The 23,016-nt window shown below is 72.9% G+C and carries 17 protein-coding genes; 2 read left to right on the top strand and 15 right to left on the bottom strand.

Translation table 11 applies throughout. The features are described 5' to 3' along the window. Window positions 1-45 precede the first annotated feature (45 nt). The 8 genes from tmk to bldG all read right to left on the bottom strand — a co-directional run bounded on the left by tmk (window position 46) and on the right by bldG (window position 13,300). Complete coding sequence (tmk, locus tag ACZ7DL_RS27535; protein ID WP_470778033.1) at window positions 46-3,456, bottom strand: dTMP kinase; 3,411 nt, start codon at window positions 3,454-3,456, stop codon at window positions 46-48. Window positions 3,457-3,628: 172 nt separating this feature from the next. Then, on the bottom strand, window positions 3,629-6,463 hold the full coding sequence (gene topA, locus ACZ7DL_RS27530) for a type I DNA topoisomerase (protein ID WP_470778032.1): 2,835 nt from the start codon (window positions 6,461-6,463) through the stop codon (window positions 3,629-3,631). Window positions 6,464-6,720: 257 nt separating this feature from the next. Next, a complete protein-coding gene (locus ACZ7DL_RS27525; protein WP_470778030.1) occupies window positions 6,721-6,918 on the bottom strand; it encodes a hypothetical protein in 198 nt (65 codons plus the stop codon). A gap of 302 nt (window positions 6,919-7,220) precedes the next feature. Then, window positions 7,221-8,741, bottom strand: coding sequence for a DUF7059 domain-containing protein (locus ACZ7DL_RS27520; protein WP_470778029.1), 1,521 nt, complete (start codon window positions 8,739-8,741; stop codon window positions 7,221-7,223). A gap of 61 nt (window positions 8,742-8,802) precedes the next feature. Next, window positions 8,803-9,411 carry a small secreted protein gene (locus ACZ7DL_RS27515; protein WP_470778027.1) on the bottom strand — a complete coding sequence of 203 codons (609 nt, stop codon included), beginning with the start codon at window positions 9,409-9,411 and terminating at the stop codon, window positions 8,803-8,805. A 254-nt stretch (window positions 9,412-9,665) separates the two neighbouring features. Further along, window positions 9,666-12,071, bottom strand: coding sequence for a sodium-translocating pyrophosphatase (locus ACZ7DL_RS27510; protein ID WP_470778024.1), 2,406 nt, complete (start codon window positions 12,069-12,071; stop codon window positions 9,666-9,668). A gap of 297 nt (window positions 12,072-12,368) precedes the next feature. Next, window positions 12,369-12,797, bottom strand: coding sequence for an ATP-binding protein (locus ACZ7DL_RS27505; RefSeq protein ID WP_470778022.1), 429 nt, complete (start codon window positions 12,795-12,797; stop codon window positions 12,369-12,371). A gap of 161 nt (window positions 12,798-12,958) precedes the next feature. Next, window positions 12,959-13,300: an anti-sigma factor antagonist BldG gene (gene bldG / locus ACZ7DL_RS27500; RefSeq protein ID WP_010986038.1), complete on the bottom strand. Its 342-nt coding sequence runs from the start codon at window positions 13,298-13,300 to the stop codon at window positions 12,959-12,961. 82 nt (window positions 13,301-13,382) lie between these two features. On the opposite strand from bldG, the gene ACZ7DL_RS27495 reads away from it, so the two are divergent. Next, the gene (locus ACZ7DL_RS27495) at window positions 13,383-15,923 is read left to right on the top strand and encodes a DEAD/DEAH box helicase (protein WP_470778021.1); all 2,541 of its coding nucleotides are present in this window, start codon (window positions 13,383-13,385) and stop codon (window positions 15,921-15,923) included. Window positions 15,924-16,088: 165 nt separating this feature from the next. Here the strand turns inward: ACZ7DL_RS27495 and ACZ7DL_RS27490 are convergent, their stop codons facing one another. From ACZ7DL_RS27490 to ssd, 7 genes are all read right to left on the bottom strand, one after another. After that, window positions 16,089-16,451 carry an Rv3654c family TadE-like protein gene (locus tag ACZ7DL_RS27490; protein WP_470778230.1) on the bottom strand — a complete coding sequence of 121 codons (363 nt, stop codon included), beginning with the start codon at window positions 16,449-16,451 and terminating at the stop codon, window positions 16,089-16,091. A gap of 176 nt (window positions 16,452-16,627) precedes the next feature. Then, window positions 16,628-17,002, bottom strand: coding sequence for a TadE family type IV pilus minor pilin (locus ACZ7DL_RS27485; protein ID WP_470778019.1), 375 nt, complete (start codon window positions 17,000-17,002; stop codon window positions 16,628-16,630). Beyond that, on the bottom strand, window positions 16,989-17,189 hold the full coding sequence (locus tag ACZ7DL_RS27480; protein WP_470778018.1) for a DUF4244 domain-containing protein: 201 nt from the start codon (window positions 17,187-17,189) through the stop codon (window positions 16,989-16,991). Before ACZ7DL_RS27480 ends, ACZ7DL_RS27485 begins: the two co-directional genes overlap by 14 nt. An 81-nt stretch (window positions 17,190-17,270) precedes the next feature. Then, window positions 17,271-18,050, bottom strand: coding sequence for a type II secretion system F family protein (locus ACZ7DL_RS27475; protein WP_470778016.1), 780 nt, complete (start codon window positions 18,048-18,050; stop codon window positions 17,271-17,273). 241 nt (window positions 18,051-18,291) lie between these two features. After that, window positions 18,292-19,137 carry a type II secretion system F family protein gene (locus ACZ7DL_RS27470; RefSeq protein WP_470778228.1) on the bottom strand — a complete coding sequence of 282 codons (846 nt, stop codon included), beginning with the start codon at window positions 19,135-19,137 and terminating at the stop codon, window positions 18,292-18,294. A gap of 7 nt (window positions 19,138-19,144) precedes the next feature. After that, window positions 19,145-20,359, bottom strand: a complete 1,215-nt coding sequence (locus ACZ7DL_RS27465; RefSeq protein ID WP_470778014.1) for a TadA family conjugal transfer-associated ATPase — start codon at window positions 20,357-20,359, stop codon at window positions 19,145-19,147. After that, on the bottom strand, window positions 20,356-21,462 hold the full coding sequence (gene ssd, locus ACZ7DL_RS27460) for a septum site-determining protein Ssd (RefSeq protein ID WP_470778013.1): 1,107 nt from the start codon (window positions 21,460-21,462) through the stop codon (window positions 20,356-20,358). The genes ACZ7DL_RS27465 and ssd overlap by 4 nt, the downstream gene beginning before the upstream one ends. Before the next feature lie 592 nt (window positions 21,463-22,054). Between ssd and ACZ7DL_RS27455 the strand changes: the two genes are divergently transcribed. Next, window positions 22,055-22,885, top strand: coding sequence for an HAD family hydrolase (locus ACZ7DL_RS27455; RefSeq protein ID WP_470778011.1), 831 nt, complete (start codon window positions 22,055-22,057; stop codon window positions 22,883-22,885). Window positions 22,886-23,016: the final 131 nt, after the last annotated feature.

Here is a 23,016-nt window from a genome sequence, read left to right as displayed (position 1 = left end):
CCGGTGCCCCGGACGCCTCCGTCCCAAGACCCGTACCGGTTCCGGTCAGCCGCGTCGGCCCCGGCCCCGGCCCTTGCGGCCCGGCTCGTCGCCGTTGCCCTGGTCGCCGCCGTGCTCCGCCTCGTCGTACGACCCCAGCAGCTCGTCCGCCAGCGTCGGCAGGTCGTCCAGCGGGGTCTCCTCGGCCCAGTCGGAGCGCGCCCGGCGACGGGGGGTGCCGTCCGCGTCGATCTGGGGCATCTCGCGCGTGCGGGGCTCGGATCCGTCGGGGCCCGCGGCGGGCCGCTCGTCCCGGAAGAAGCCGGGCGGGACCCGGCCCGCCGGGTCGTCACCCCGTACGGGCGGCAGCACGGCGGTCTCGTCGGCCGCACCCGGAGCCACCGCCGGCAGCTCGGCCGTCTCGTCGGCGGACACCGGCGGGAGTACGGCGGTCTCGTCCGCCGCGCCCGCAGGCACCTGCGGCAGCACCGCGGTCTCGTCCGCCGGCCCGGAGGACACCGGCGGCTGCGGCAGCTCGGCGGTCACCTCGGAGTCCGGATGCGCGCCCCGGGTGCCGGCGGTGGAGCCACCGCGGTCCTCGCGCACCGGCCGCAGCACGGTCGTATCGTCCATGCCGCGCGCGTCCGTGCCGCGCGTTTCCGTGGCACGGCCGCCCGGACCACGGTCATCCGTACGACGGCCATCCATGCGGCGCGCATCCGCGTCCGGTAGGACCGCTTCCGGCGACACCACCGGCGTCGGGACCGTCACCGCGTCGGCGGTCACGCCCGGTGCCGTCGGCAGGGACGTGCTGGGCTTGCGGGCCGCCGCGTCGGCCGCCGCCGCTGCCTCGGCGGCCTGCCGGCGGGCCTCCTCGGCCCGCAGCAGCGCCTCCTCGGCCTTGCGCTGCGCCTCCAGGCGCCGGGCCTCCTCCTCGGCGCGGAGCCGGGCCTGCCGGGCTTCCTCCTCGGCGCGTCGCAGGGCCTCTTCCTCGGCCTGCCTGCGGCGCCGCTCCTCCTCGGCCTTGCGGCGGGCCTCCTCCTCGGCGCGCGCCTTCTCCTCGGCGAGCAGCCGCTGCCGCTCCTCCTCCGCGCGCCGACGCGCTTCCTCGGCCCGCTGCCGGGCCTCCTCCGCCTGCCGTTCGGCCTCGCGCCGCTGCGCCTCCTCCAGCTCGCGGCGCTTGCGCTCCTCCTCCTCGGCGCGCAGGCGGGCGAGCTGCTCCTGGCGCTCACGCTCCAGGCGCTCCTCCTCGGCCTTGCGGGCGGCCTCTTCCTCGGCCTTGCGGCGGGCCTCCTCCTCGGCCTTCCGCCGGGCTTCCTCCTGGGCCTTGACCTCGGCCTCGGACAGCGGCAGCACGGTGTCGAGCCGGTGCCGGATCACGGTGGTGACGGCCTCGGGGCCCTGCCCGGCGTCCACGACGAGGTAACGGCCCGGGTCGGAGGCGGCCAGCGTGAGGAAACCGGCCCGCACGCGCGCGTGGAACTCCGCCGGCTCCGACTCCAGCCGGTCCGGCGCCTCGGTGAACCGCTCGCGGGCGGTCTCCGGGGAGACGTCGAGCAGGACGGTGAGGTGCGGGACGAGCCCGTTGGTGGCCCAGCGGTTGATGCGGGCGATCTCGGTCGGGGACAGGTCGCGGCCGGCGCCCTGGTAGGCGACGGAGGAGTCGATGTACCGGTCGCTGATCACGACCGCGCCGCGCTCCAGGGCGGGGCGTACGACGGTGTCGACGTGCTCGGCCCGGTCGGCGGCGTACAGCAGCGCCTCCGCGCGGTGCGACAGGCCCGCCGAGGACACGTCCAGCAGGATCGAGCGCAGCCGCTTGCCCACCGGGGTGGCGCCGGGCTCACGCGTGAGCACGACCTCGTGGCCCTTGGCCCGGATCCACTCGGCGAGAGCCTCGGCCTGGGTGGACTTGCCGGCGCCGTCGCCGCCCTCCAGGGCGATGAAGAAGCCGTTCCCGGCCGGTGCCTGCACCGGGTCGTCGCCGCCCAGCAGCGCGTCCTTGAGGTCCTGGCGCAGCGGCACGCCGGACCGGTCGTCGACCTTGGCGAGCACCAGTGCGGCCACCGGCAGCAGCAGCGCGCCGACCAGCATCAGCGTGAAGGCCGCGCCACCGTGCGCAAAGACGAACTTGCCGTTCTCCAGCCGGTGCGGGCCGATCAGCGCCGCGATGAGGGGCGCGATCAGGACGCCTAGCGCTATGAAGACGCGGACGACGGCGTGCAGGTGCTCGGTGGTGCGCGCCCGGCGGTAGTCCTCGGTCTCCTGGTCGAGCAGGGTGTGCCCGGTGTGGGCGGCCACGCCCGCGCCGGTACCGGCCAGCGTGACGATCAGCAGGACCGTGGTGACGTCCGGGACCAGCCCGGCGGCCAGCAGCGCGATGCCGGTGATGGCGATCGACAGCGCCAGGAGGCGGCGGCGCGAGAGCGAGGGCAGCAGCGTCGGGGCGGTGCGGATGCCGACGGCGACACCGCCGGTCAGGCCCAGCACCAGCAGGCCGTACAGCACCGGCCCGCCGCCCAGGTCCTTGGCGTGCAGCACGCACACCGCGACGGCCGCCGCGATCGCGCCGGCCACCCCGGCGCAGGCCGGGACGAGCAGCGGGATGGCGCCCGTACGCCCCTTGTCGACGCCGGTGCCGGTGCGCGGACGGCGCAGGCCCTCCAGCGGGGACCGCGCGCGCGGGGTGCGCGTGTCGGGCAGCTCCAGGAAGGTCAGCACGGACAGGGAGCCGGCGAACAGGCCCGCCGCCACATACGACCCGAGGGCCGCCTGGTGCTGGTCGAACCAGGCCACGCCGGTGCCCAGCAGGTTGTTCAGCAGGGCGGCGACGACCAGGGCGGCGGCCGCCAGCGGGACCGCCAGGAAGGTCGTACGCAGCGACAGGCGGCGCAGGGCGTCCAGGTGGTCCGGCAGCGGCCGTACGGTCGCGCCCTCCGGGGGCGGGGCCGGCAGCAGGGCGGGCGCGGCGCTCTCCCGGCACACGGTCCACAGCCGCTCGGCGACGCCGGTGACGAAGCCGGTGACCAGCAGGACCGCGAGCGCGTTGTCCGGGGTCCAGTCGATCCACAGCGGCGCGACGATCAGCAGCGCGGCGCGCACGCCGTCCGCGCCGACCATGGTCCAGCGACGGTCGAGCGGGCCCTCTTGAGCGGTGAGCGAGGTCAGCGGCCCGAGGAGGACCGCGCCGAAGAGCAGCGTGGCGAGGATGCGGGCCGCGAAGACCGTCGCCACTGCGAACGCCACGCCACGGTAGCCACCGCCGAAGGAGCCCGCGGCGATCGCCGCCTGGAGGACCAGGACGACCAGCACGAGGAGGGAGAGGGTGTCGCCGACACCGCTGACCAGCTGCGCGCTCCACAGGCGCCTCAGCTGCGGTCGGTGCAGCAGGGAGCGTACGGCGCGCTCGCGGGAGTCCGCGACCAGGGCGTCGTCCGGTGCTGTGGGGTGGGCCGTTGGCTGCTCGGCTCGCGTCATGCGTTCAGCCTATCCGCAGCGACTGACAGCACACCTCGCGTGTCCGGGTCGTACGCGCGCCCCGGCACCGAAGCGGTACCGGGGCGTTCGTTTCGCGAACCCGTGGAGGCGGTCGGCGACCTGGTGACCAGGTCGCCGGCCCGACGGGGGTCGGCCCTCCGGGGAGGCGGGGTCAGTCCTCCGTGCCGGAAGCCGTGGCCTTGGAAGCCGTCGCCTTCTTCGCGGTGGTCTTCTTGGCGGTCGTCTTCTTCGCGGCGGCCGTCGTCTTCTTCGCGGCCGTCTTCTTGGCGGCGGTCTTCTTCGCCGGGGCGGTCTTCTTGGCCGCCGCCTTCTTCGCCGTCTTCTTGGCGGGAGCCTTCGCGCGCTTCTCGGCGAGCAGCTCGAAACCACGCTCAGGAGTGATCGTTTCGACGCTGTCGCCGGAGCGGAGGGTGGCGTTCGTCTCTCCGTCGGTGACGTACGGGCCGAAGCGGCCGTCCTTGACCACGACCGGCTTGCCGGAGACCGGGTCGTCGCCCAGCTCCTTCAGCGGCGGCTTGGCCGCGGCACGCCCACGCTGCTTCGGCTGGGCGTAGATCGCCTGGGCCTCCTCCAGCGTGATCGTGAAGATCTGGTCCTCGGCCTGGAGCGAGCGCGAGTCCGTGCCCTTCTTCAGATACGGGCCGTACCGGCCGTTCTGCGCGGTGATCTCCACGCCGTCGGCGTCCGTGCCGACGATCCGGGGCAGCGACATCAGCTTGAGCGCGTCGTCCAGGGTCACCGTGTCCAGCGACATGGACTTGAAGAGGGAGGCCGTGCGCGGCTTGACCGCGTTCTTGCCGGTCTTCGGCGTGCCCTCGGGGAGGACCTCCGTGACGTACGGGCCGTAGCGGCCGTCCTTGGCGACGATCGTGTGGCCGGTGGCCGGGTCGGTGCCCAGCTCGAAGTCGCCGCTGGGCTTGGCCAGCAGTTCCTCCGCCAGCTCGACGCTCAGCTCGTCGGGCGCCAGGTCGTCCGGGATGTCGGCGCGCTGGTGCTGCTCGGTGTCCTTCTCGCCGCGCTCGATGTACGGGCCGTAGCGGCCGACGCGGAGCACGATGTCGTTGCCCACCGGGAAGGAGGACACCTCGCGCGCGTCGATCGCGCCCAGGTCGGTCACCAGCTCCTTGAGGCCACCCAGGTGGTCCCCGTCGCCGTTGCCGGCCTCGGCGGCGCTGCCGACGCCGTGGTGGCCCTCGCCGAAGTAGAACCGCTTCAGCCACGGCACGGCCTGCGCCTCGCCCCGCGCGATGCGGTCGAGGTCGTCCTCCATCTTGGCCGTGAAGTCGTAGTCGACGAGCCGCCCGAAGTGCTTCTCCAGGAGGTTGACGACGGCGAAGGACAGGAAGGACGGCACCAGGGCCGTGCCCTTCTTGAACACGTAGCCGCGGTCCAGGATCGTGCCGATGATCGACGCGTACGTCGACGGGCGGCCGATCTCGCGCTCTTCCAGCTCCTTGACCAGCGAGGCCTCGGTGTAACGGGCCGGGGGCTTGGTGGCGTGGCCGTCGACCGTGATCTGCTCGGCGGACAGCGCGTCGCCCTCGGCGACCTGCGGCAGCCGGCGCTCGCGGTCGTCCAGCTCGGCGTTCGGGTCGTCGGCACCCTCGACGTAGGCCTTCAGGAAGCCGTGGAAGGTGATCGTCTTGCCGGAGGCGCTGAACTCGACGTCCCGGCCGTCGGCGGCGGCACCGCCGATCTTCACCGTGACGCTGTTGCCGGTCGCGTCCTTCATCTGGGAGGCGACGGTCCGCTTCCAGATCAGCTCGTAGAGCTTGAACTGGTCGCCGGTCAGGCCGGTCTCCGCGGGCGTGCGGAAACGATCACCCGACGGACGGATCGCCTCGTGCGCCTCCTGCGCGTTCTTCACCTTGGCGGCGTAGGTGCGCGGCTGCGGCGGCAGGTAGTCGGCGCCGTACAGCTGCGTGACCTGGGCGCGGGCGGCGGCGATCGCCGTGTCGCTCAGCGTCGTGGAGTCCGTACGCATGTACGTGATGTAGCCGTTCTCGTACAGCTTCTGCGCGACCTGCATCGTCGCCTTCGCGCCGAAGCCGAGCTTGCGGCTGGCCTCCTGCTGGAGCGTCGTCGTACGGAACGGGGCGTACGGCGAGCGGCGGTACGGCTTGGACTCTACGGACCGCACGGAGAAGCGGGTGTTCTCCAGGGCGGCGGCGAGGGCGCGGGCGGTCGCCTCGTCGAGGTGGAGGGTGTTGCCGCTCTTGAGCTGTCCCAAGGAGTCGAAGTCACGGCCCTGCGCGACACGCCTGCCGTCGACGGTCTGGAGGCGGGCGACCAGCGACGACGGGTCCGACGCATCCCCCGCGCGGCCGGTCGCGAAGGTGCCCGTCAGGTCCCAGTACTCGGCGGAACGAAAAGCGATGCGCTCGCGTTCCCGCTCCACCACGAGTCGGGTGGCGACGGACTGCACGCGGCCGGCCGACAGCCGGGGCATGACCTTCTTCCACAGCACCGGGGAGACCTCGTAGCCGTACAGGCGGTCGAGGATGCGGCGGGTCTCCTGGGCGTCGACCAGCTTCTGGTTGAGCTGGCGCGGGTTGGCGACGGCCTCGCGGATCGCGTCCTTGGTGATCTCGTGGAACACCATTCGCTTGACCGGGATCTTCGGCTTCAGGACCTCCTGGAGGTGCCAGGCGATCGCCTCGCCCTCCCGGTCCTCATCGGTGGCGAGGAACAGCTCGTCGGAGTCCTTCAGGAGGTCCTTGAGCTTCTTGACCTGTGCCTTCTTATCGGCGTTGACCACATAGATCGGCTGGAAGTCATGGTCGACGTCCACACCGAGGCGACGGACCTCGCCGGTGTACTTCTCGGGTACCTCCGCGGCGCCGTTGGGAAGGTCGCGGATGTGCCCGACGCTCGCCTCGACGATGTAGCCGGGGCCGAGGTAGCCCTTGATCGTCTTCGCCTTGGCAGGCGACTCGACGATGACGAGTCGGCGGCCGCCCTGTGCGGTCTCGCTGGTCGGGGACAACTTCGCTCTTCTCTCCGGTCGACGCTGGGGCCTCCCCAGGGCCTTCGTCCCGGGGTCGCGGCGTACTGCTGGCTCGTGTGACGCTGCGGAGTGTGACGCTACATCCCGCCCCCGTGTCAAACGGGAAAAGCTCACAACGGCCACTCGAACGGTAACCCGACTACCGCCATTCCTGCCGCCCGGACTACCGGGTACCCCTTCCGTGCATGTCCGGAGCGTGACGCTCCCCTTACTCGCCGGACATGGCCGGGCCGGTGTCAGACCCGGGTCAGGCAGTAGGCGCCGAGGGCCAGCGCGGCCGTCCCGGCCACGCTCGCGACGGTGGCCGATGCGACCCGATTCACACCGTGGGCCACCGGTTCCCGACGCCGTACACGGGTGCCGGTCCAGGCCAGCAGACCCGCCCCGAACAGGGCGAACACCACTCCGGCGAAGATCGCCGGTCCGCTCTCCATCGTCCGCCCACCACTTCCCCGCCGTCCGGCTCTGCCCAGCGCCGGGAGGGTGCCACGCGCGGGAGGCCGGCGGGCGACATCGGGGTGAACGGAAGGTCGGCGGATTATCGAACATGCACTCGAACGGGGAGAGCTGAAACACGGCACCCATATTTTTCCGGCCGTTTTCCGCGCAGGGGCCCCAGCGGCGCCCGCAGGCGCCGCCCCGGCCCGCGCCCCCGGCAGCCGACGACGCTCACCGCCCCGGTTCAGCACACGACTCGGCTCCCGCTCGGCCCGCACTCCCGCCGGGGTGCCTCCGCTCAGCCCACCGGCTCCAGGAAGCCCTGCTCCACCAGCAGCCGGATCTGCGCGGGCGTCCGGTCGCGGAGCGCCACCGGGTCCTCGCCGACGAGCTGCGCGATGGCGTCCAGGATGCGGCCCGCGCTCAGCGTGCCGTCGCACACGCCCGCGAATCCGGCACCGACCGTGTCCACCTTCGTCGCCCGGCGCATCCCGCGGTGCTGGCGCAGCACCACATGCTCGGGGTCCTCGGCGCCGGGCAGCCCGACCTGCTCCTGGACCACCTCGGCGGCCAGCTTGAAGTGGCTGTTCAGCAGCGCCGCGTCGTCGTGCTCCCGGAGATAGTCGAGCCGGTCGAAGTGCGCCCGGATCGTGTCCCCGAGCGGCTGCTCGACCGGGTGCGGCCACTCCTCCACGGTGATCGCGGGCTCGGCGGACCCGGACTTGCGCAGGGTGATCCAGCCGAAGCCGACCGCCTTGACCTTGCGCGCCTCGAACTCGTCGAGCCAGGCGTCGTACCGCGCCTGGTACTCCACCGGGTCCCCGCGGTGGTCACCGGCGTCCCTCAGCCACAGCTCGGCGTACTGCGTGATGTCCTGCACCTCGCGCTGCACGATCCAGGCATCGCACCCGCGCGGCACCCATGACCTGAGCCTGTCCTGCCAGTCCTCCCCTGCCACGTGCTGCCAGTTGGCGAGGAACTGCGCGAACCCGCCCTCGTTCAGCCGTTCCCCCGACTGCTGAACGAGTGAACGGCACAGATCGTCCCCGCCCATGCCACCGTCCCGGTACGTCAGCCGGGCATCCGGGGAGATCACGAACGGCGGGTTGGACACGATCAGGTCGAACGTCTCGTCGTCCCGGACCGGCTCGAACAGCGAGCCCTCGCGCAGGTCGGCGGCGGGCGCGCCGGAGAGCGCCAGCGTGAGCGCCGTGATGTGCAGCGCGCGCGGGTTGAGGTCGGTCGCCGTCACGCGCGTGGCGTGCTGGGCGGCGTGCAGCGCCTGGATGCCGGAGCCGGTGCCGAGGTCCAGGGCGGAGGCGGCGGGGGTGCGGACGGTGATGCCGGCGAGGGTCGTGGACGCACCGCCGACGCCCAGGACGACAGCCTCGTCGCGCTGTCCGATACCCCCGGCGCCGCCCACCGCACAGCCGAGGTCGGAGACGATGAACCAGTCCTGGCCACCGGGACCGCCGTACGGCCGTACGTCCACGGTCGCGGCCACCTCGTCGCCGCCCACGCGCGTGAGCCAGCCGGCCTCCAGGGTCTCCTCGACCGGCAGAACGGCCGCCGCGCGCGCGTGGGGCACCGGTTGCTGGAGCAGGAACAGCCGTACGAGCGTCTCCAGCGGCGTGTCGCCGCGGGTCGCACGCAGAGCGGGCACGGTCTCGCTGCGGGCCAGCGCCGCGTACGCGGCGGCGCCGAGCAGGTCGAGCAGCCCGTCGGCGGTGAAGGAGGCGGCCAGCAGCGCGTCGCGCAGGCGCGCGGCGATGTCGGGCCGGTCGGAAGCGGGCAGGGGAGCGAGTCCGGAGTCAGTCACGCCCCCATTGTGGCCCGGGGCGGCTGCCCGGGCCCGACTCCGCGTGCGCCGTTCGCCGACGTCAGCCGGCGGCGGCCGGCGCCGTCGCGGAGGCGGACGCGGCGACCTTGCAGCTGGGCTGCTTGGCCATCGCCTTCTTGACGTCTTCCTGCTCCAGCCGCTTCAGCACCTTGGTGCCGCTGCTGCTCTGCTCGCCGATCTCCTTCGACTGGCCGGCGACCTCCTTGAGACCCCGGGCGAACTTGCCCTGGTTCTTGGTGTCGAGCCCCTCGACCTTCTTCTTCAGCTCGGTGTACGACGCGGCAAGACCGGCGAGGCTCTTGACGGCGTCCTGCTGCCGCTTGGTGCCGTCCTCGACCCCGGGGGGCGCTCCGGCCTCGCCGAGGGCGTCGGCGAGCGCCTTGTAGCCCTCGGCCATGTCCTGGAAGGCGTCCACGTAGGTCTTCTTGGCGTTCTTGGGCGGGAGGTTGCTGTTCGTGGCGATGGCCGCGATCGACGCGTTGGCCGACCTGATCTTCGCGTCCTGCGCGGGCACCGCGTCGCACACCGTCTTGGCCCAGGCCACCAGCTTGGGGTCGGGCTCCTTGTCGCCGCCGCTGCCGCTGCACCCGGACACCGCCACCACCAGTACCGCACCGCCGGACAGTGCGGCCGCGAGCTTCTTGTTCACCGGATCGGTCCCTTCCATGGCTCTCGGCCCCCGGAATCTACACGGCGGACGGACTTCCTCCCCTTCCCGGACGGCTCATTAGTCGGCTTTTGTGACCTTTCGCACCATGGGAGAGAAGGCTCACGAGGTGAGGCGGGCTCATCCACGACGCGCGGCGAGCGCACGACGTGGGCGAGCGCACAGAAGGAAGCGGGCGGGCGGCACGTCAGCACGCGCCGTCCGCCCGCCCGTTGACCAGGCCCTCTCGGCCGTTCCTACGAAACCACCGCCGCATCCGGCGAGTTGGCGACCCGCTCGGCGCTCTCCTCGTCACCGACGGCGATCCCGCGGCGCTTGGAGATGTACACGGCGACAACGATCACCAGCAGCGCGAGGATCGCGATCGCGATCCGCACACCGAGGTTCTTGTCCTGGCCGTACGAGAACTTGATCACCGCGGGTGCGATCAGCAGCGAGACCAGGTTCATGACCTTCAGCAGCGGGTTGATCGCGGGTCCGGCGGTGTCCTTGAAGGGGTCGCCGACCGTGTCGCCGATCACCGTGGCCGCGTGGGCCTCGCTGCCCTTTCCGCCGTGGTGGCCGTCCTCCACCAGCTTCTTGGCGTTGTCCCAGGCGCCACCGGAGTTGGCGAGGAACACGGCCATCAGCGTGCCCGCGCCGATCGCGCCGGCGAGGTAGGCGCCGAGCGAGCCGACGCCGAGCGTGAACCCGATGAAGATCGGCGCCATGACCGCGAGCAGACCGGGCGTGGCCAGCTCTCGCAGGGCGTCCTTGGTGCAGATGTCGACGACCCGCCCGTACTCGGGCTTCTCGGTGTAGTCCATGATCCCGGGGTGCTCGCGGAACTGCCGCCGCACCTCGAACACCACCGAACCCGCCGACCGCGACACCGCGTTGATGGCCAGTCCGGAGAAGAGGAAGACGACCGCGGCGCCCGCGATGAGGCCGACGAGGTTGTTGGGCTGCGAGATGTCCATCGACAGGCTGAGCGGCGAGCCCGGCCCGGAGAGCTTCGCTCCGACGTCGTGCACGTTGGTGGTGATCGCGTCGCGGTACGACCCGAACAGCGCCGACGCGGCGAGGACGGCGGTGGCGATGGCGATGCCCTTGGTGATGGCCTTGGTCGTGTTGCCGACCGCGTCCAGGTTGGTGAGCACCTGCGCGCCCGCCCCCTGCACGTCGCCGGACATCTCGGCGATGCCCTGCGCGTTGTCGGAGACCGGGCCGAAGGTGTCCATGGCGACGATCACGCCGACGGTGGTGAGCAGACCGGTGCCGGCCAGTGCGACCGCGAACAGCGCCAGCATGATCGACGTACCGCCGAGCAGGAACGCGCCGTACACCCCGAGCCCGATGAGCAGCGCGGTGTAGACCGCCGACTCCAGGCCGACGGAGATGCCGGAGAGGACGACGGTGGCGGGGCCGGTGAGGGAGGTCTTGCCGATGTCCCGCACCGGGCGGCGGTTGGTCTCGGTGAAGTAGCCGGTCAGCTGCTGGATGACGGCGGCGAGCACGATGCCGATGGCGACCGCGATCAGCGCGAGGATCCGCGGGTCGCCGTCCTTGCCTCTGATCGCCGCGTCGGTGACGCCGTCCAGGTCGGAGTACTTCGAGGGCAGGTAGACGAAGACCGCGATCGCAACCAGCGCCAGGGAGATCACCGCGGAGATGAAGAAGCCGCGGTTGATCGCCGTCATGCCGCTGCGGTCGGCGCGGCGCGGGGCGACGGCGAAGATGCCGATCATCGCGGTGATCACGCCGATCGCCGGTACCAGCAGCGGGAAGGCCAGCCCGGAGTCGCCGAAGGCGGCCTTGCCGAGGATCAGCGCGGCCACCAGGGTGACGGCGTACGACTCGAAGAGGTCGGCCGCCATGCCCGCGCAGTCGCCGACGTTGTCGCCCACGTTGTCGGCGATGGTCGCGGCATTGCGCGGATCGTCCTCCGGAATGCCCTGTTCGACCTTGCCGACCAGGTCGGCGCCGACGTCGGCGGCCTTGGTGAAGATGCCGCCGCCCACCCGCATGAACATCGCGATCAGGGCGGCGCCGAGGCCGAAGCCCTCCAGCACCTTCGGGGCGTCGGCCGCGTACACCAGCACCACACAGGAGGCGCCCAGCAGGCCGAGCCCCACCGTGAACATGCCGACGACGCCGCCCGTGCGAAATGCGATCTTCATCGCGGTGTGCGAGACGGTGGTGAGATCTTTTTGCGGTTCACCTGGTGCCGGGGTGGCTTCCCGGGCCGCCGCGGCGACCCGCACATTGCTGCGCACGGCGAGCCACATGCCGATATAGCCGGTGGCCGCCGAGAACGCCGCTCCGATCAGGAAGAACACCGAGCGACCGGCCCGCTGATTCCAGTCGTCCGCGGGCAGCAGCAGGAGCAGGAAGAAGACGACGACGGCGAATACGCCGAGCGTGCGCAACTGCCGGGCGAGATACGCCTTGGCACCTTCCTGGACCGCCTCGGCGATCCGTTTCATGCTGTCGGTGCCCTCGCCCGCTGCCAGCACCTGGCGCACCAGGATCCCCGCGACCACCAGCGCGGCCAGGGCGACCGCCGCGATGGCGGCCACGAGGATCCTGTTGTCGTCGGTCAGTACCGCGGCCGCGAGGGTTGTGGGGTGACCCAACTGATGAGGGGTAGAAAGCCCCGCCATTCGTCCTCCTTGACGCTTGGGCTGAGCTCAAGATGTGGACGGATTGTAGGTACCCCGGAGTGATCTCAACAGGGGACGGTAAACGGAATCAGCCTTCTCGTGCTCTTCAGCAAATGATCGAGGTGCGGCATGGAACCCGAAAGAGGTAATGCCTCAAAGGCATTGACGACCGCATTGACGCTTGATCGAATTATCGGGCTATTGATCGTGAATTCCTTCACGAATTCCGGGACGCGCCGGAAAACGCGACAAGGGCCCTGCTCAGAGCAGGGCCCTTGCGGAGAGTTCTGTGACGGCTCAGACGAGCGCCGTGGCCGGCGGCGTGGTCGGCCAGGTCATCCGGATCAGACCGCCGTCATGCCCGGTGGTGACCTCCACGTCGTCGACGAGGCCGCTGATGACCGCGAGGCCCATCTCGTCCTCCTCGACTTCCGCGTCGCCGGCCTGCGCGCCGGGCGTGTCGCCGGGCGTGGCGTGCGGAGCCTCGTCGCCGACCTCGATGGAGAACTGTTTCTCCTCCTCGATCAGCGCCACCTTCACCGGCGCCATGACGCCACTGCTCTGGTGCAGTCCGACGGCGCGCGAGCAGGCCTCACCCACGGCGAGGCGGACCTCGTCCAGGACGGCCTCGTCCACCCCGGCCCTGCGCGCCACCGCTGCCGCCACCAACCGGGCGGTGCGGACGTGCTCGGGCAGCGCGCTGAAGCGGAGTTCGACGGTGGCCATGCATCCCCCTCGCGACTACGGGCGGTCGGGGGCGGGGCCGCCGAGAGCCCGCACCCCCTGGTGTACTTCTGTGCCCCGGACCGCTTCGACCGCATCGGCCCGGGACGGGACCGGCCGGCGTCCCGGGCCCCGTCAGGAGCCCGGTGCCGGCGACCGGTCCGTCAGTCGGTGGCCGCCACCGCTTCCTCGACCGAGGTGTGGATCGGGAACACCTTGGTGAGGCCGGTGATGCGGAAGATCTTGAGAATGCGCTCCTGGTTGCAGACCAGGCGCAGCGAGCCCTCGTGGGCGCGAACCCGCTTCAGGCCGCCCACCAGCACGCCGAGCCCGGTGGAGTCGAGGAAGTCCACGCCCTCCATGTCGACGACGAGGTGGAAATTCCCGTCGTTCACCAGCTCGACCAGCTGCTCACGCAGCTTGGGCGCGGTATATACGTCGATTTCGCCACCGACCTCGACGACCGTACGATCGCCGACGGTACGGGTCGACAGGGACAGGTCCACGGATCCTCCAGCACCTTGCTATCGAGCGGTTCGCCCCTCGGGCACCTCGGCTTGCGGCCCCCGGGACGCTACGCCAGCCGCGATGGCATTCAATCACTTACCGGCAGGCGTGCACGACGCCTTGACTCCATTGTCCGTCACGCCAGTGACACACTCGGTGCCGATGGCCAAGAATCACCGATCCGATCGATCCCCGGCGGACCCGGCGTCCCGCCCGTCTCCGGGCATCATCCTGGACCGGCTCGCCTCGGGGCCGAGCCGGGCTGCGCGCATCACTCATACGGAGCACTTGCCCCCGCGCGCGGGCCGCCATGCCGTCTGGCCTGACCGTATTCGGTCGGAAGTGATCGCGGCCGTCCAGGCGTGCGGCATCGAGGATCCCTGGGCGCACCAGGCACAGGCCGCGGAGCACGCCCTGGACGGCGACTCGGTGGTGGTCGCCACCGGCACCGCCTCCGGCAAGTCCCTCGCCTACCTCGTGCCCGTGCTGTCCACCCTTGTGGACGGTGCCGAGGCCCCGAACGGCCGCGGCGCCACCGCCCTCTACCTGGCCCCGACGAAGGCGCTCGCGGCGGACCAGTGCCGAGCGGTGAAGGAACTTTCACAATCTCTCGGCACATCGGTGCGCCCAGCCGTGTACGACGGCGATACTCCGTTCGAGGAACGCGAGTGGATCCGCCAGTACGCCAACTACGTCCTCACCAACCCGGACATGCTGCACCGCGGGATACTCCCCTCCCACCCGCGCTGGTCCTCCTTCCTGAAGGCGCTCAAGTACGTCGTCATCGACGAGTGCCACACCTACCGGGGCGTCTTCGGCTCGCACGTCGCCCAGGTGCTGCGCCGGCTGCGTCGCCTGTGCACCCGCTACGGCTCCTCTCCCGTGTTCCTGCTGGCTTCGGCGACCGCCGCCGAACCCGCGGTCGCCGCCGGCCGGCTGACCGGCCTGCCGGTCGTGGAGGTCGCCGACGACGCCTCCCCGCGCGGAGAGCTGGTCTTCGCCCTCTGGGAACCCCCGCTCACCGAACTCACGGGCGAGAAGGGCGCACCCGTACGGCGTACCGCCACCGCCGAGACCGCCGATCTGCTGACCGACCTCACCGTGCAGGGCGTGCGCTCGGTCGCCTTCGTACGCTCCCGGCGCGGCGCCGAGCTGATCTCGGTGATCGCCCAGGAGCGGCTCGCCGAGGTGGACCGCTCCCTGGTCCGGCGTGTCGCGGCCTACCGCGGCGGCTACCTCCCCGAGGAGCGCCGTGCCCTGGAGCGTGCCCTGCACTCCGGCGAACTCCTCGGGCTGGCCGCCACGACGGCCCTGGAGCTCGGCGTGGACGTCTCCGGCCTGGACGCGGTGGTGATCGCCGGGTACCCGGGCACGCGGGCGTCCCTGTGGCAGCAGGCGGGCCGCGCGGGACGCTCCGGCCAGGGCGCGCTCGCGGTCCTCGTCGCCCGCGACGACCCGCTGGACACCTTCCTCGTCCACCACCCCGAGGCCCTGTTCGACCAGCCGGTGGAATCGACGGTCCTCGACCCCGACAATCCCTACGTCCTCGCCCCGCACCTGTGCGCCGCCGCGGCGGAGCTGCCGCTGACCGAGGAGGACCTGGACCTCTTCGGCCCGGCCTGCGCGGACGTGCTGCCGCAGCTGGAGGCCGCGAAGCTGCTGCGCCGCCGCACCCGGGCCTGGCACTGGACGCGCCGGGAACGGGCCGCCGACCTCACCGACATCCGCGGTGCCGGCGGCCGTCCGGTGCAGGTCGTCGAGACCGGCACGGGCCGCCTGCTCGGCACGGTCGACGCGGATGCCGCGCACTCCACGGTCCACGAGGGCGCCGTCCACCTGCACCAGGGCCGCACCTACCTGGTGCGCTCCCTGGACCTGGAGGACTCGGTCGCCCTGGTCGAGCAGGCGGACCCGCCGTACTCGACGGTCGCCCGTGACACCACGTCCATCTCCGTCCTGGAGACGGACACCGAGATCCCGTGGGGTGACGGCCGCCTGTGCTACGGCTCGGTGGTGGTCACCAACCAGGTGGTCTCCTACCTCCGCAGACGCCTGATCACGGGCGAAGTGCTCGGCGAGACGAAACTCGACCTCCCTCCTCGTACGCTGCGCACACGCGCGGTGTGGTGGACGGTCACCGAGGACCAGCTGGACGAGGCCCGGATCATCCCGGAGATCCTCGGCGGCTCCCTGCACGCCGCCGAGCACGCCTCGATCGGCATGCTGCCCCTCTTCGCGACGTGCGACCGCTGGGACATCGGCGGCGTCTCGGTCCCCCTGCACCCCGACACGCTCCTCCCGACGGTCTTCGTCTACGACGGCCACCCCGGCGGCGCGGGCTTCGCCGAACGCGCCTTCCACACCGCCCGCGCCTGGCTCGCCGCCACCCGCGAGGCCATCGCCTCCTGCGAGTGCGAGGCCGGCTGCCCGTCCTGCATCCAGTCCCCCAAGTGCGGCAACGGCAACGACCCACTGCACAAGAGGGGCGCGGTACGGCTTCTTACGGTGCTGTTGCGGGGGGCGCCGGGGGAGAAGGCGGTGGAGGGGAAGCCGAGGGAAGAGAAGCCGACGGAGGGGTGGCCGACGGAGGGCAGGCCGGCCGGGGAGCCGGAGGCCGGCTAGGGGCGGATCGTCGCCGGAGCCCGAGGGCATCCCCGAGGGCGTCCTGCCGGCCGCCGTGGACTCAAGCAGGGCCCGGGCCTGGAGCGGCCCTGGGCTCGTCCAGGGCCTCAAAAGCCGCGAGGGGCATCCGCCCGGCCCGCGCCGGAGCCCGGGGCCGCCCTGGGCTCATCCAGGGGCCTCAGGAGCCCCAGTGGCTCTTGACCGGGTACCGGGGCCGCCCGGTGCCGAAGGTCCGGGCGGCCCCGGGACGGCGGGTCGCACCGGACCCGGCGGGCCCGCTCTCGCCCTGACCTCCGCCGTGAACGGCCCCCGACCCGCGGCCGCCCTCACGTCCGAGGTCTCGCCGACGATCGCGCACCGCACCAGCCGAACCCCCTGGGCCGCCGCCACCCGCTCGGCCAGGGCGCAGGCCGTCTCGCCGCCCTCGGACCAGTGATCGGCCGCCGCCAGCGCCGCGAGGTCCGCACCGCCGGCCGCCCGGTGCCGGACGACGACGGCCTGCCCGAGCGCGAGCACGGCACCGAACACCACGCAGAGCACGGCGATCGCGCCCAGGCTCCACACGGTGGCGGACCCCCGGTCGGCCTCCTGCCGCCGGCCCGGGCGCCACCGCCCCCTGCGCCGCACCTCCCCCCGCTCCTCCCGGCCGCTCCGCCGCCCTCTCCCGGCACACCCCTGGCCGCCGTCCGGCCCACCCCCACGCCTCACGGCCCCGCCTCCTTCGCCCCCACCGTGTCCTCGGCGAGCGCCACGGCCTCCTCCCGCACCTCGAACGGCAATCCGCCCAGCACCGGCGGCTTGGCCACCACCGTCACCCGGACCCGGTCGCCCTCGCGCGCGACATGCACCCGCGCTCCCCGCGGCACCGCTTCCCGGGTCACCGTCACCACCGCGTCGGCCGGGTCCTGACGGGCGGCGGCCCGGGCGCCCGCACGGGCCGCGTCCACGCACTCGATCTGGGCCGCCACCACGAGCAGCCCCCAGACCAGCGCCATCGTGAACGCCACCAGTACAGACAGCACCACGGCCGCCTCCGCGGTCACGAACCCCCGGTCCCCGCCTCGCTCACATCCGCGCACTGAGGGCCCTCTTCACAATGGCCTGCAGCTCCGCCCGGACCTGGCCGCTGGTGACGACCTCATAGAGCAGCAACGCGAACCCGACGGCCGCGATGATCCCCATGGCGTACTCGGACGTCACCATTCCGGCGTCCTGACGGCACGCGCCACGCAACCGGACCGCTGCTTTCCTGATCTTTTCGAACATCTCAACCCCCGTAAGGTTTTGGCCTGTCGTCATTTCTCCGCGCTCACCCGACGTCTGCGTGCGCGTCCGCTCCCGTACGGCTCACCTCCCTCCCACCACCCCGCCCGCCAGCCCGATCACGACCGGCAGCACGCCGACCGCGATGAACGCGGGCAGAAAGCACAGGCCGACCGGCGCGGAGATCAGTACGGCCGCCCGGCGCGCCCGGGCCGTCGCCGCGCGGGCCCACTCCGCGCGCGCGTCGGAGGCGAGACGCGTGACCGGGCCGGCCGCGGGGAGCCCGGACTCGTCGGCCCGCTCCAGCAGCCGCGCCAGGGCACCGGCGCCGGGCAGCAGGGCCAAGGTCCGCCAGGCGTCCCCCGGTGCGCCGCCGAGCCGAACCTCCGCCGCACCCCGCGCCAGCGTCCGCCCGACGGGGCCGCCGAGGGCCTCCCCCACCGCCTGGGCAGCGGTCACCGGAGCGGCACCGGCCGCGATGCAGGCAGCCAGCAGGTCGGCCGCGAGCGGGAGTTGGCGTGCCGCCGCGGCGGTGTCGATCGCCTCTTCCCCGCCGACAGCGGTCTGCCGGTCCCGCCACCGCCACAGCACGACACCGGCACCCAGCCCCAGCACGGCCCCGGCGACCCCGCCGACCAGCGCCCACGCACCGCACGCCGCCCCGGTCGGCGGCAGCCACCGCCGCAGTCCGCCCGGGATCACGAACGGCGCTCTGGAAGCGGGCAGTTCGACCCCCAGCAGCTCGGCCACCCGGTGCCGCGCCCGTCTCCTCCGCCGCGCCAGCTCCAGCCGCCGAAGACCCCAGCCGAGGACCAGCACCACGGCCCCGGCCATCCCCAGCCTGTGGACGACCTCCCCGCTCATCCCGCCTGCCCTTCCCACAGTTCCGGGAGCCATTGGAGTTCCCGCGGCTCCTGGTGTCCCCGCCGTTCCCTCGGCTCCTGGACTCCCCGCAATGCCCCCGGCTCCCCGGGCGCCCCCCGTGCCCGGGCTTCCCGGCCTGCCCGAAACTCCCGGGCGCCCCGGACCGCCGGCCGCGTCCCACCGACCTCGCAGGCCACCTCGAGCGGCACCTCAAGCAACAACCCGACTACCCCCGCCCCTCTCACACCGCCTCCGCTCCCCGCACGATCCGCATCGCCCACCACATCCCGGCCGCTTCGAACACCGCCCCCGCGGTCAGGCAGGCGAGGCCCGCCCCGCTGTGCAGCAGTACGCGCAGCGGGTCCGCGCCCATGGCCGAGCCGAGCAGCAGGCCGAGGGCGGGCAGTGCGGCGAGCAGCACCGCGGTCGCCCGGGCACCTGCCAGTTGGGCGCGCAGGTCGGCCCGTTGATCCCGCTCGGCGCGCAGGGCCCCGTCCAGCCGGTCCAGGCCGGCGGCGAGTCCGGCGCCCTGGTCCACGGCCACCCGCCAGCACGCGGCGAGCCCGAGCAGGCCCTCGGCGCCCGGCTGCCGCGCCGCCGCGGCGAGCGCGCCGGCCACGTCCCCGCCGAACCGCGCCGCCGCCACCACGGCGGCCTGGGCGTCACCGAGTCCGCCGGAGTCCCGCGCGGCCCGCGGCAGCGCCTCCCCCGGCTGCCGTCCCGCCCGCACCTCCCCGGCGAGCACCCCGCACAGGGCGATCACCGCGTCCGCCCGCCGCTCCCGGGCACTTTGGGCCTGCCGGGCCAGCCGCACCCGGCGCAGTACCGGCACCCCGGCCGCCCCCGCGACGACCGGAATCACCGAGCCACCCAGCAGAGCGATCACCAGCCCGGCGCCGAGCGCCCACCACTCGGCCCCCAACCGACCGCGCAGCCGCAGCAGTTCCCCACGGGCCTGCTCCCAGCCGGGCGGACCGGTCGCCACCACCCCGCCGCCGGCCAGCAGCAGCCGGGCCCGCCGCAACCCGTAGTGCCGGCCGCCCAGCAGCCAGACCAGCGCACCGAGACAGACCAATGCCGCCCCCATGGACGTCTCACCGATCACTTCCGCCACCTCTCTCCTCACTCCCGAAGAACTCCGAGTCACCCAGGAGGTGCCGCAACCGCTCCCACCCCCGCTCCCGCGCGAACGCCCGCTCGCCCCAGCGCAGTGCCGGCACCGTCCGCACCAGCCCCGTGGCGTCCCGCTCCAGCACATGCACCTCGGCGATCCGGCGCCGCCCGGACCTGTCCCGTACGAGGTGCACCACCACCGAGAGGGCGGCCGCCAACTGGCTGTGCAGCGCGGCCCGGTCCAGGCCGGCGGCCGTGGCCAGCGCCTCAAGCCGGGCCGGCACATCCGCGGCGGCGTTGGCGTGGACCGTGCAACAGCCGCCCTCGTGGCCCGTGTTGAGGGCCGCCAGCAGATGCACGACCTCGGGGCCACGCACCTCGCCGACGACCAGCCGGTCCGGCCGCATCCGCAGGGCCTGCCGCACGAGGTCCTCCAGGGTGACCAGGCCGGCGCCCTCCTGGTTCGCGGGCCGGGTCTCCAGCCGGACGACGTGCGGATGGTCCGGTCTCAGCTCGGCCGAGTCCTCGGCGAGCACGATGCGCTCACCCGGTCCGACCAGGCCGAGCAGGGCGCTGAGCAGGGTCGTCTTGCCGCTTCCGGTTCCGCCGCTGACGAGGAAGGAGAGCCGGGCCCTGAGCAGTGCCCTGAGGATCCGGTCGCCGCCGGGCGGCACCGTGCCCGCCGCGACGAGTTCCTCCACGGTGAAGGCCCTGGGCCGTACCACCCGCAGGGCCAGGCAGGTGCAGCCGACGGCGACCGGGGGCAGCACCGCGTGCAGCCGGGTGCCGTCGGGCAGCCGGGCGTCCGCCCAGGGCCGGGCGTCGTCCAGCCGCCGTCCGGCCACGGCGGCCAGCCGCTGGGCGAGACGCCGTACGGCCGCCGCGTCCGGGAAGGTCACCGGCGTCAGCTCCAGACCTCCGCCGCGGTCCACCCACACCCGGTCCGGGGCCGAGACCAGGACGTCGGTGACGTCCGGGTCGGCGAGCAGCGGTTCCAGGGGGCCGGTGCCGACGAGTTCGGACCGCAGGTGTTCGGCCGCGCCGAGGACCTCGGCGTCGCCGAGCACCCGGCCCTGTTCGCGCAGCGCCTGGGCCACGCGCGCGGGAGTGGGTTCGGCGCCGCTCTCGGCGAGCCAGCGGCGGACGCCGTCGAGCAGGGCCGCTCCGTCGGCGCGGTCGAGGCCGGGCAGGGTCATCGGACGCCTCCCGACTCGACCAGCGCGCGCTCCCAGAAGTGCGCGCAGAAGCGGGCGAGCGGGCCCCGCCCCGTCGCGCCCGGGGGTTTGGGGCCGCCCCGCGGGCGCAGCAGCGCCGGTTCGACGGGCACCTCGCCGGCCAGCGGCAGATCGAGCAGCCGGGCCACCTCACGGTCGTCAAGGCCGGGTGCGTAGGGCCCGCGGACGGCCACCCGCAGGTCGCGGACGACCATGCCGACGGCGGACGCGACCCGGCCGGCGGCGGCGACGGCCCGCAGGTCGGCCGGGACGACGAGCAGGGCCAGGTCGAGCTGGGCGAGGGCTTCGGCGACGCCGTCGTCGAGGCGGCGGGGCAGGTCGACCACGACCGTGCCGCCGCGCCGCCGGGCGGCGGCCAGCACCGCGCGCACCGCGGGGGGCGGAACGGCGACGCAGTCACCGCGGTCCCAGCTGAGCACGCGGAGGGAGTGCAGTTCGGGCAGCGACTCCTCCAGGGCGCCGCCGCCGACCCGGCCGCGGGAGGCGGCGAAGGCGGGCCAGCGCAGTCCGTCGGTGCTCTCGCCGCCGAGGAGTACGTCGAGTCCGCCGCCGAGCGGATCGGCGTCCACCAGGAGTGTGCGCACTCCCTCGCGCGCGGAGGTGACGGCGAGGGCGCACGCGAGCGTGGACGCGCCGGCCCCGCCGCGGCCGCCGATCACCCCGACGGTGAGGGCCGGACGGCCGATGCCCTCGGCGACGTCGGCGATGCGGTCGACCAGCCACGCCTCGCCGTCGGGGAGCATCAGGACATGGTCGGCGCCGATCTGGACGGCTCGTTTCCACACTCCCGAGTCGTCCTGGTCCCGGCCGACGAGTACCACTCCGGGCCGGCGCGCGGCCCCGCTCACCCGGCGGGCGGCATCGTCGCCGACCAGGACGAGCGGGGCCGCCGCCCAGCCGTCGCCGGATTCCGGTACGCCGTGGTGGACCTCGGGTGTCGCGCCCGCCGCCGCGCACAGGCGCAGGAGATCGTCCAGCAGTGCGGCGTCCTCGGTGACGATGAGCGGCCGTCCCGGCCGCTCTCCGGGGCCGCCCGGCGGGTCGTGGGTGACGGTTCCGGTCACGGGTGCTCCCCCTTCGCTGCATGGGCCGCGCAGCCCCTGCGGCCCCGCGATTCCCAAAGGTGTGAAGAACCGGCAAGCGGCCTCCATATGAACGGCCGATAGGAACCGGCCATACACGCTCCGGCAATCGGAACCGGCCAGGAACTCGCCGCCGCCGGAGCGCGCTGGAATCACGGTGCAGCGATCCGCGAAATAAAGTGGATCTTGGTCGAAAACTGTGGACAACCCGGATCCTGTGAATATCTCCGTCACCCATACCGGTGACGCCCGTACTGATCCGTGTGCGACTTCCGCAGAGCAGCGCCACGATTACTGTGAGTAACCGATCGTCGGCATACGGAACGCGCGGACGCGGCGGCGCGGAGCCGCCCCCGCGACCGCGGGAGGAAGGGGAAGAACGGAGAAAACCGCTCCGGACATGCGACGACCCCCGCCGGGGGGGAGAGCGGGGGTCGTCCCCACGGCCGACTCGGGGGGGGAGGAGTCGGGCCGGGTTAGCACGGTCGCGAACGATCCGTGACTTCCATGGTGTACCCGAGAGCCCTCTCAGGCAAACCCACGCGCCCCACCTTACGCCGAATGGTGGGCGCCTATGCTCAGGGACGTGGAAAACCACTCCTTGCCCCGCGCAGCAGCCTTCTTTGATCTGGACAAGACGGTCATTGCGAAGTCGAGCACGCTCACCTTCAGCAAGTCCTTCTACCAAGGCGGGCTGATCAACCGCAGGGCCGCGCTGCGTACCGCATATGCCCAGTTCGTCTTCCTGGCCGGCGGCCTGGACCACGACCAGATGGAGCGCATGCGCGAGTATCTGTCCGCGCTGTGCCGCGGCTGGAACGTCCAGCAGGTGCGGGAGATCGTCGCCGAGACCCTGCACGAGCTGATCGACCCGATCATCTACGACGAGGCCGCCTCCCTCATCGAGGAGCACCACATGGCCGGCCGGGACGTGGTGATCGTGTCCACCTCGGGCGCCGAGGTGGTGGAGCCGATCGGCGAACTGCTGGGGGCGGACCGGGTGGTCGCCACCCGCATGGTCGTCGGCGAGGACGGCTGCTTCACCGGCGAGGTGGAGTACTACGCCTACGGCCCGACCAAGGCCGAGGCCATCAGGGAGCTGGCCGCGTCCGAGGGCTACGACCTCGACCGCTGCTACGCCTATAGCGACTCGGCGACCGACCTGCCGATGCTCCAGACGGTCGGGCACCCCCACGCCGTGAACCCGGACCGCGCGCTGCGCCGGGAGGCGGTCGCGCGCGGCTGGCCGGTTCTGGCGTTCCGCCGCCCGGTCCCGCTCAAGAAGCGGCTGCCCACACTCTCCGTTCCACCCCGCCCGGCACTGGTCGCCGCGGCGGCCATAGGAGCGGCGGCGGCGACCGCGGGCCTCGTCTGGTACGCCAACCGGCGCCGCAGCATGGCCTGACCGAGGTCCGTTTCACCCCGTTCGGACGTGAAAGTAAAGAAGTGCAGGCAGGGGTTCCGCTTCCTCCCGGCTCGCGGTACAAAGAACGTAGGCCCGCGAGACCAAAGGACATCCGAGAGGATCCCCTACCA

The sequence above is a fragment of the Streptomyces sp. NPDC036984 genome (assembly GCF_055607665.1).
Note: the sequence above shows the minus strand (reverse complement) of the source record. Positions and strands in the feature narration are given on the sequence as shown.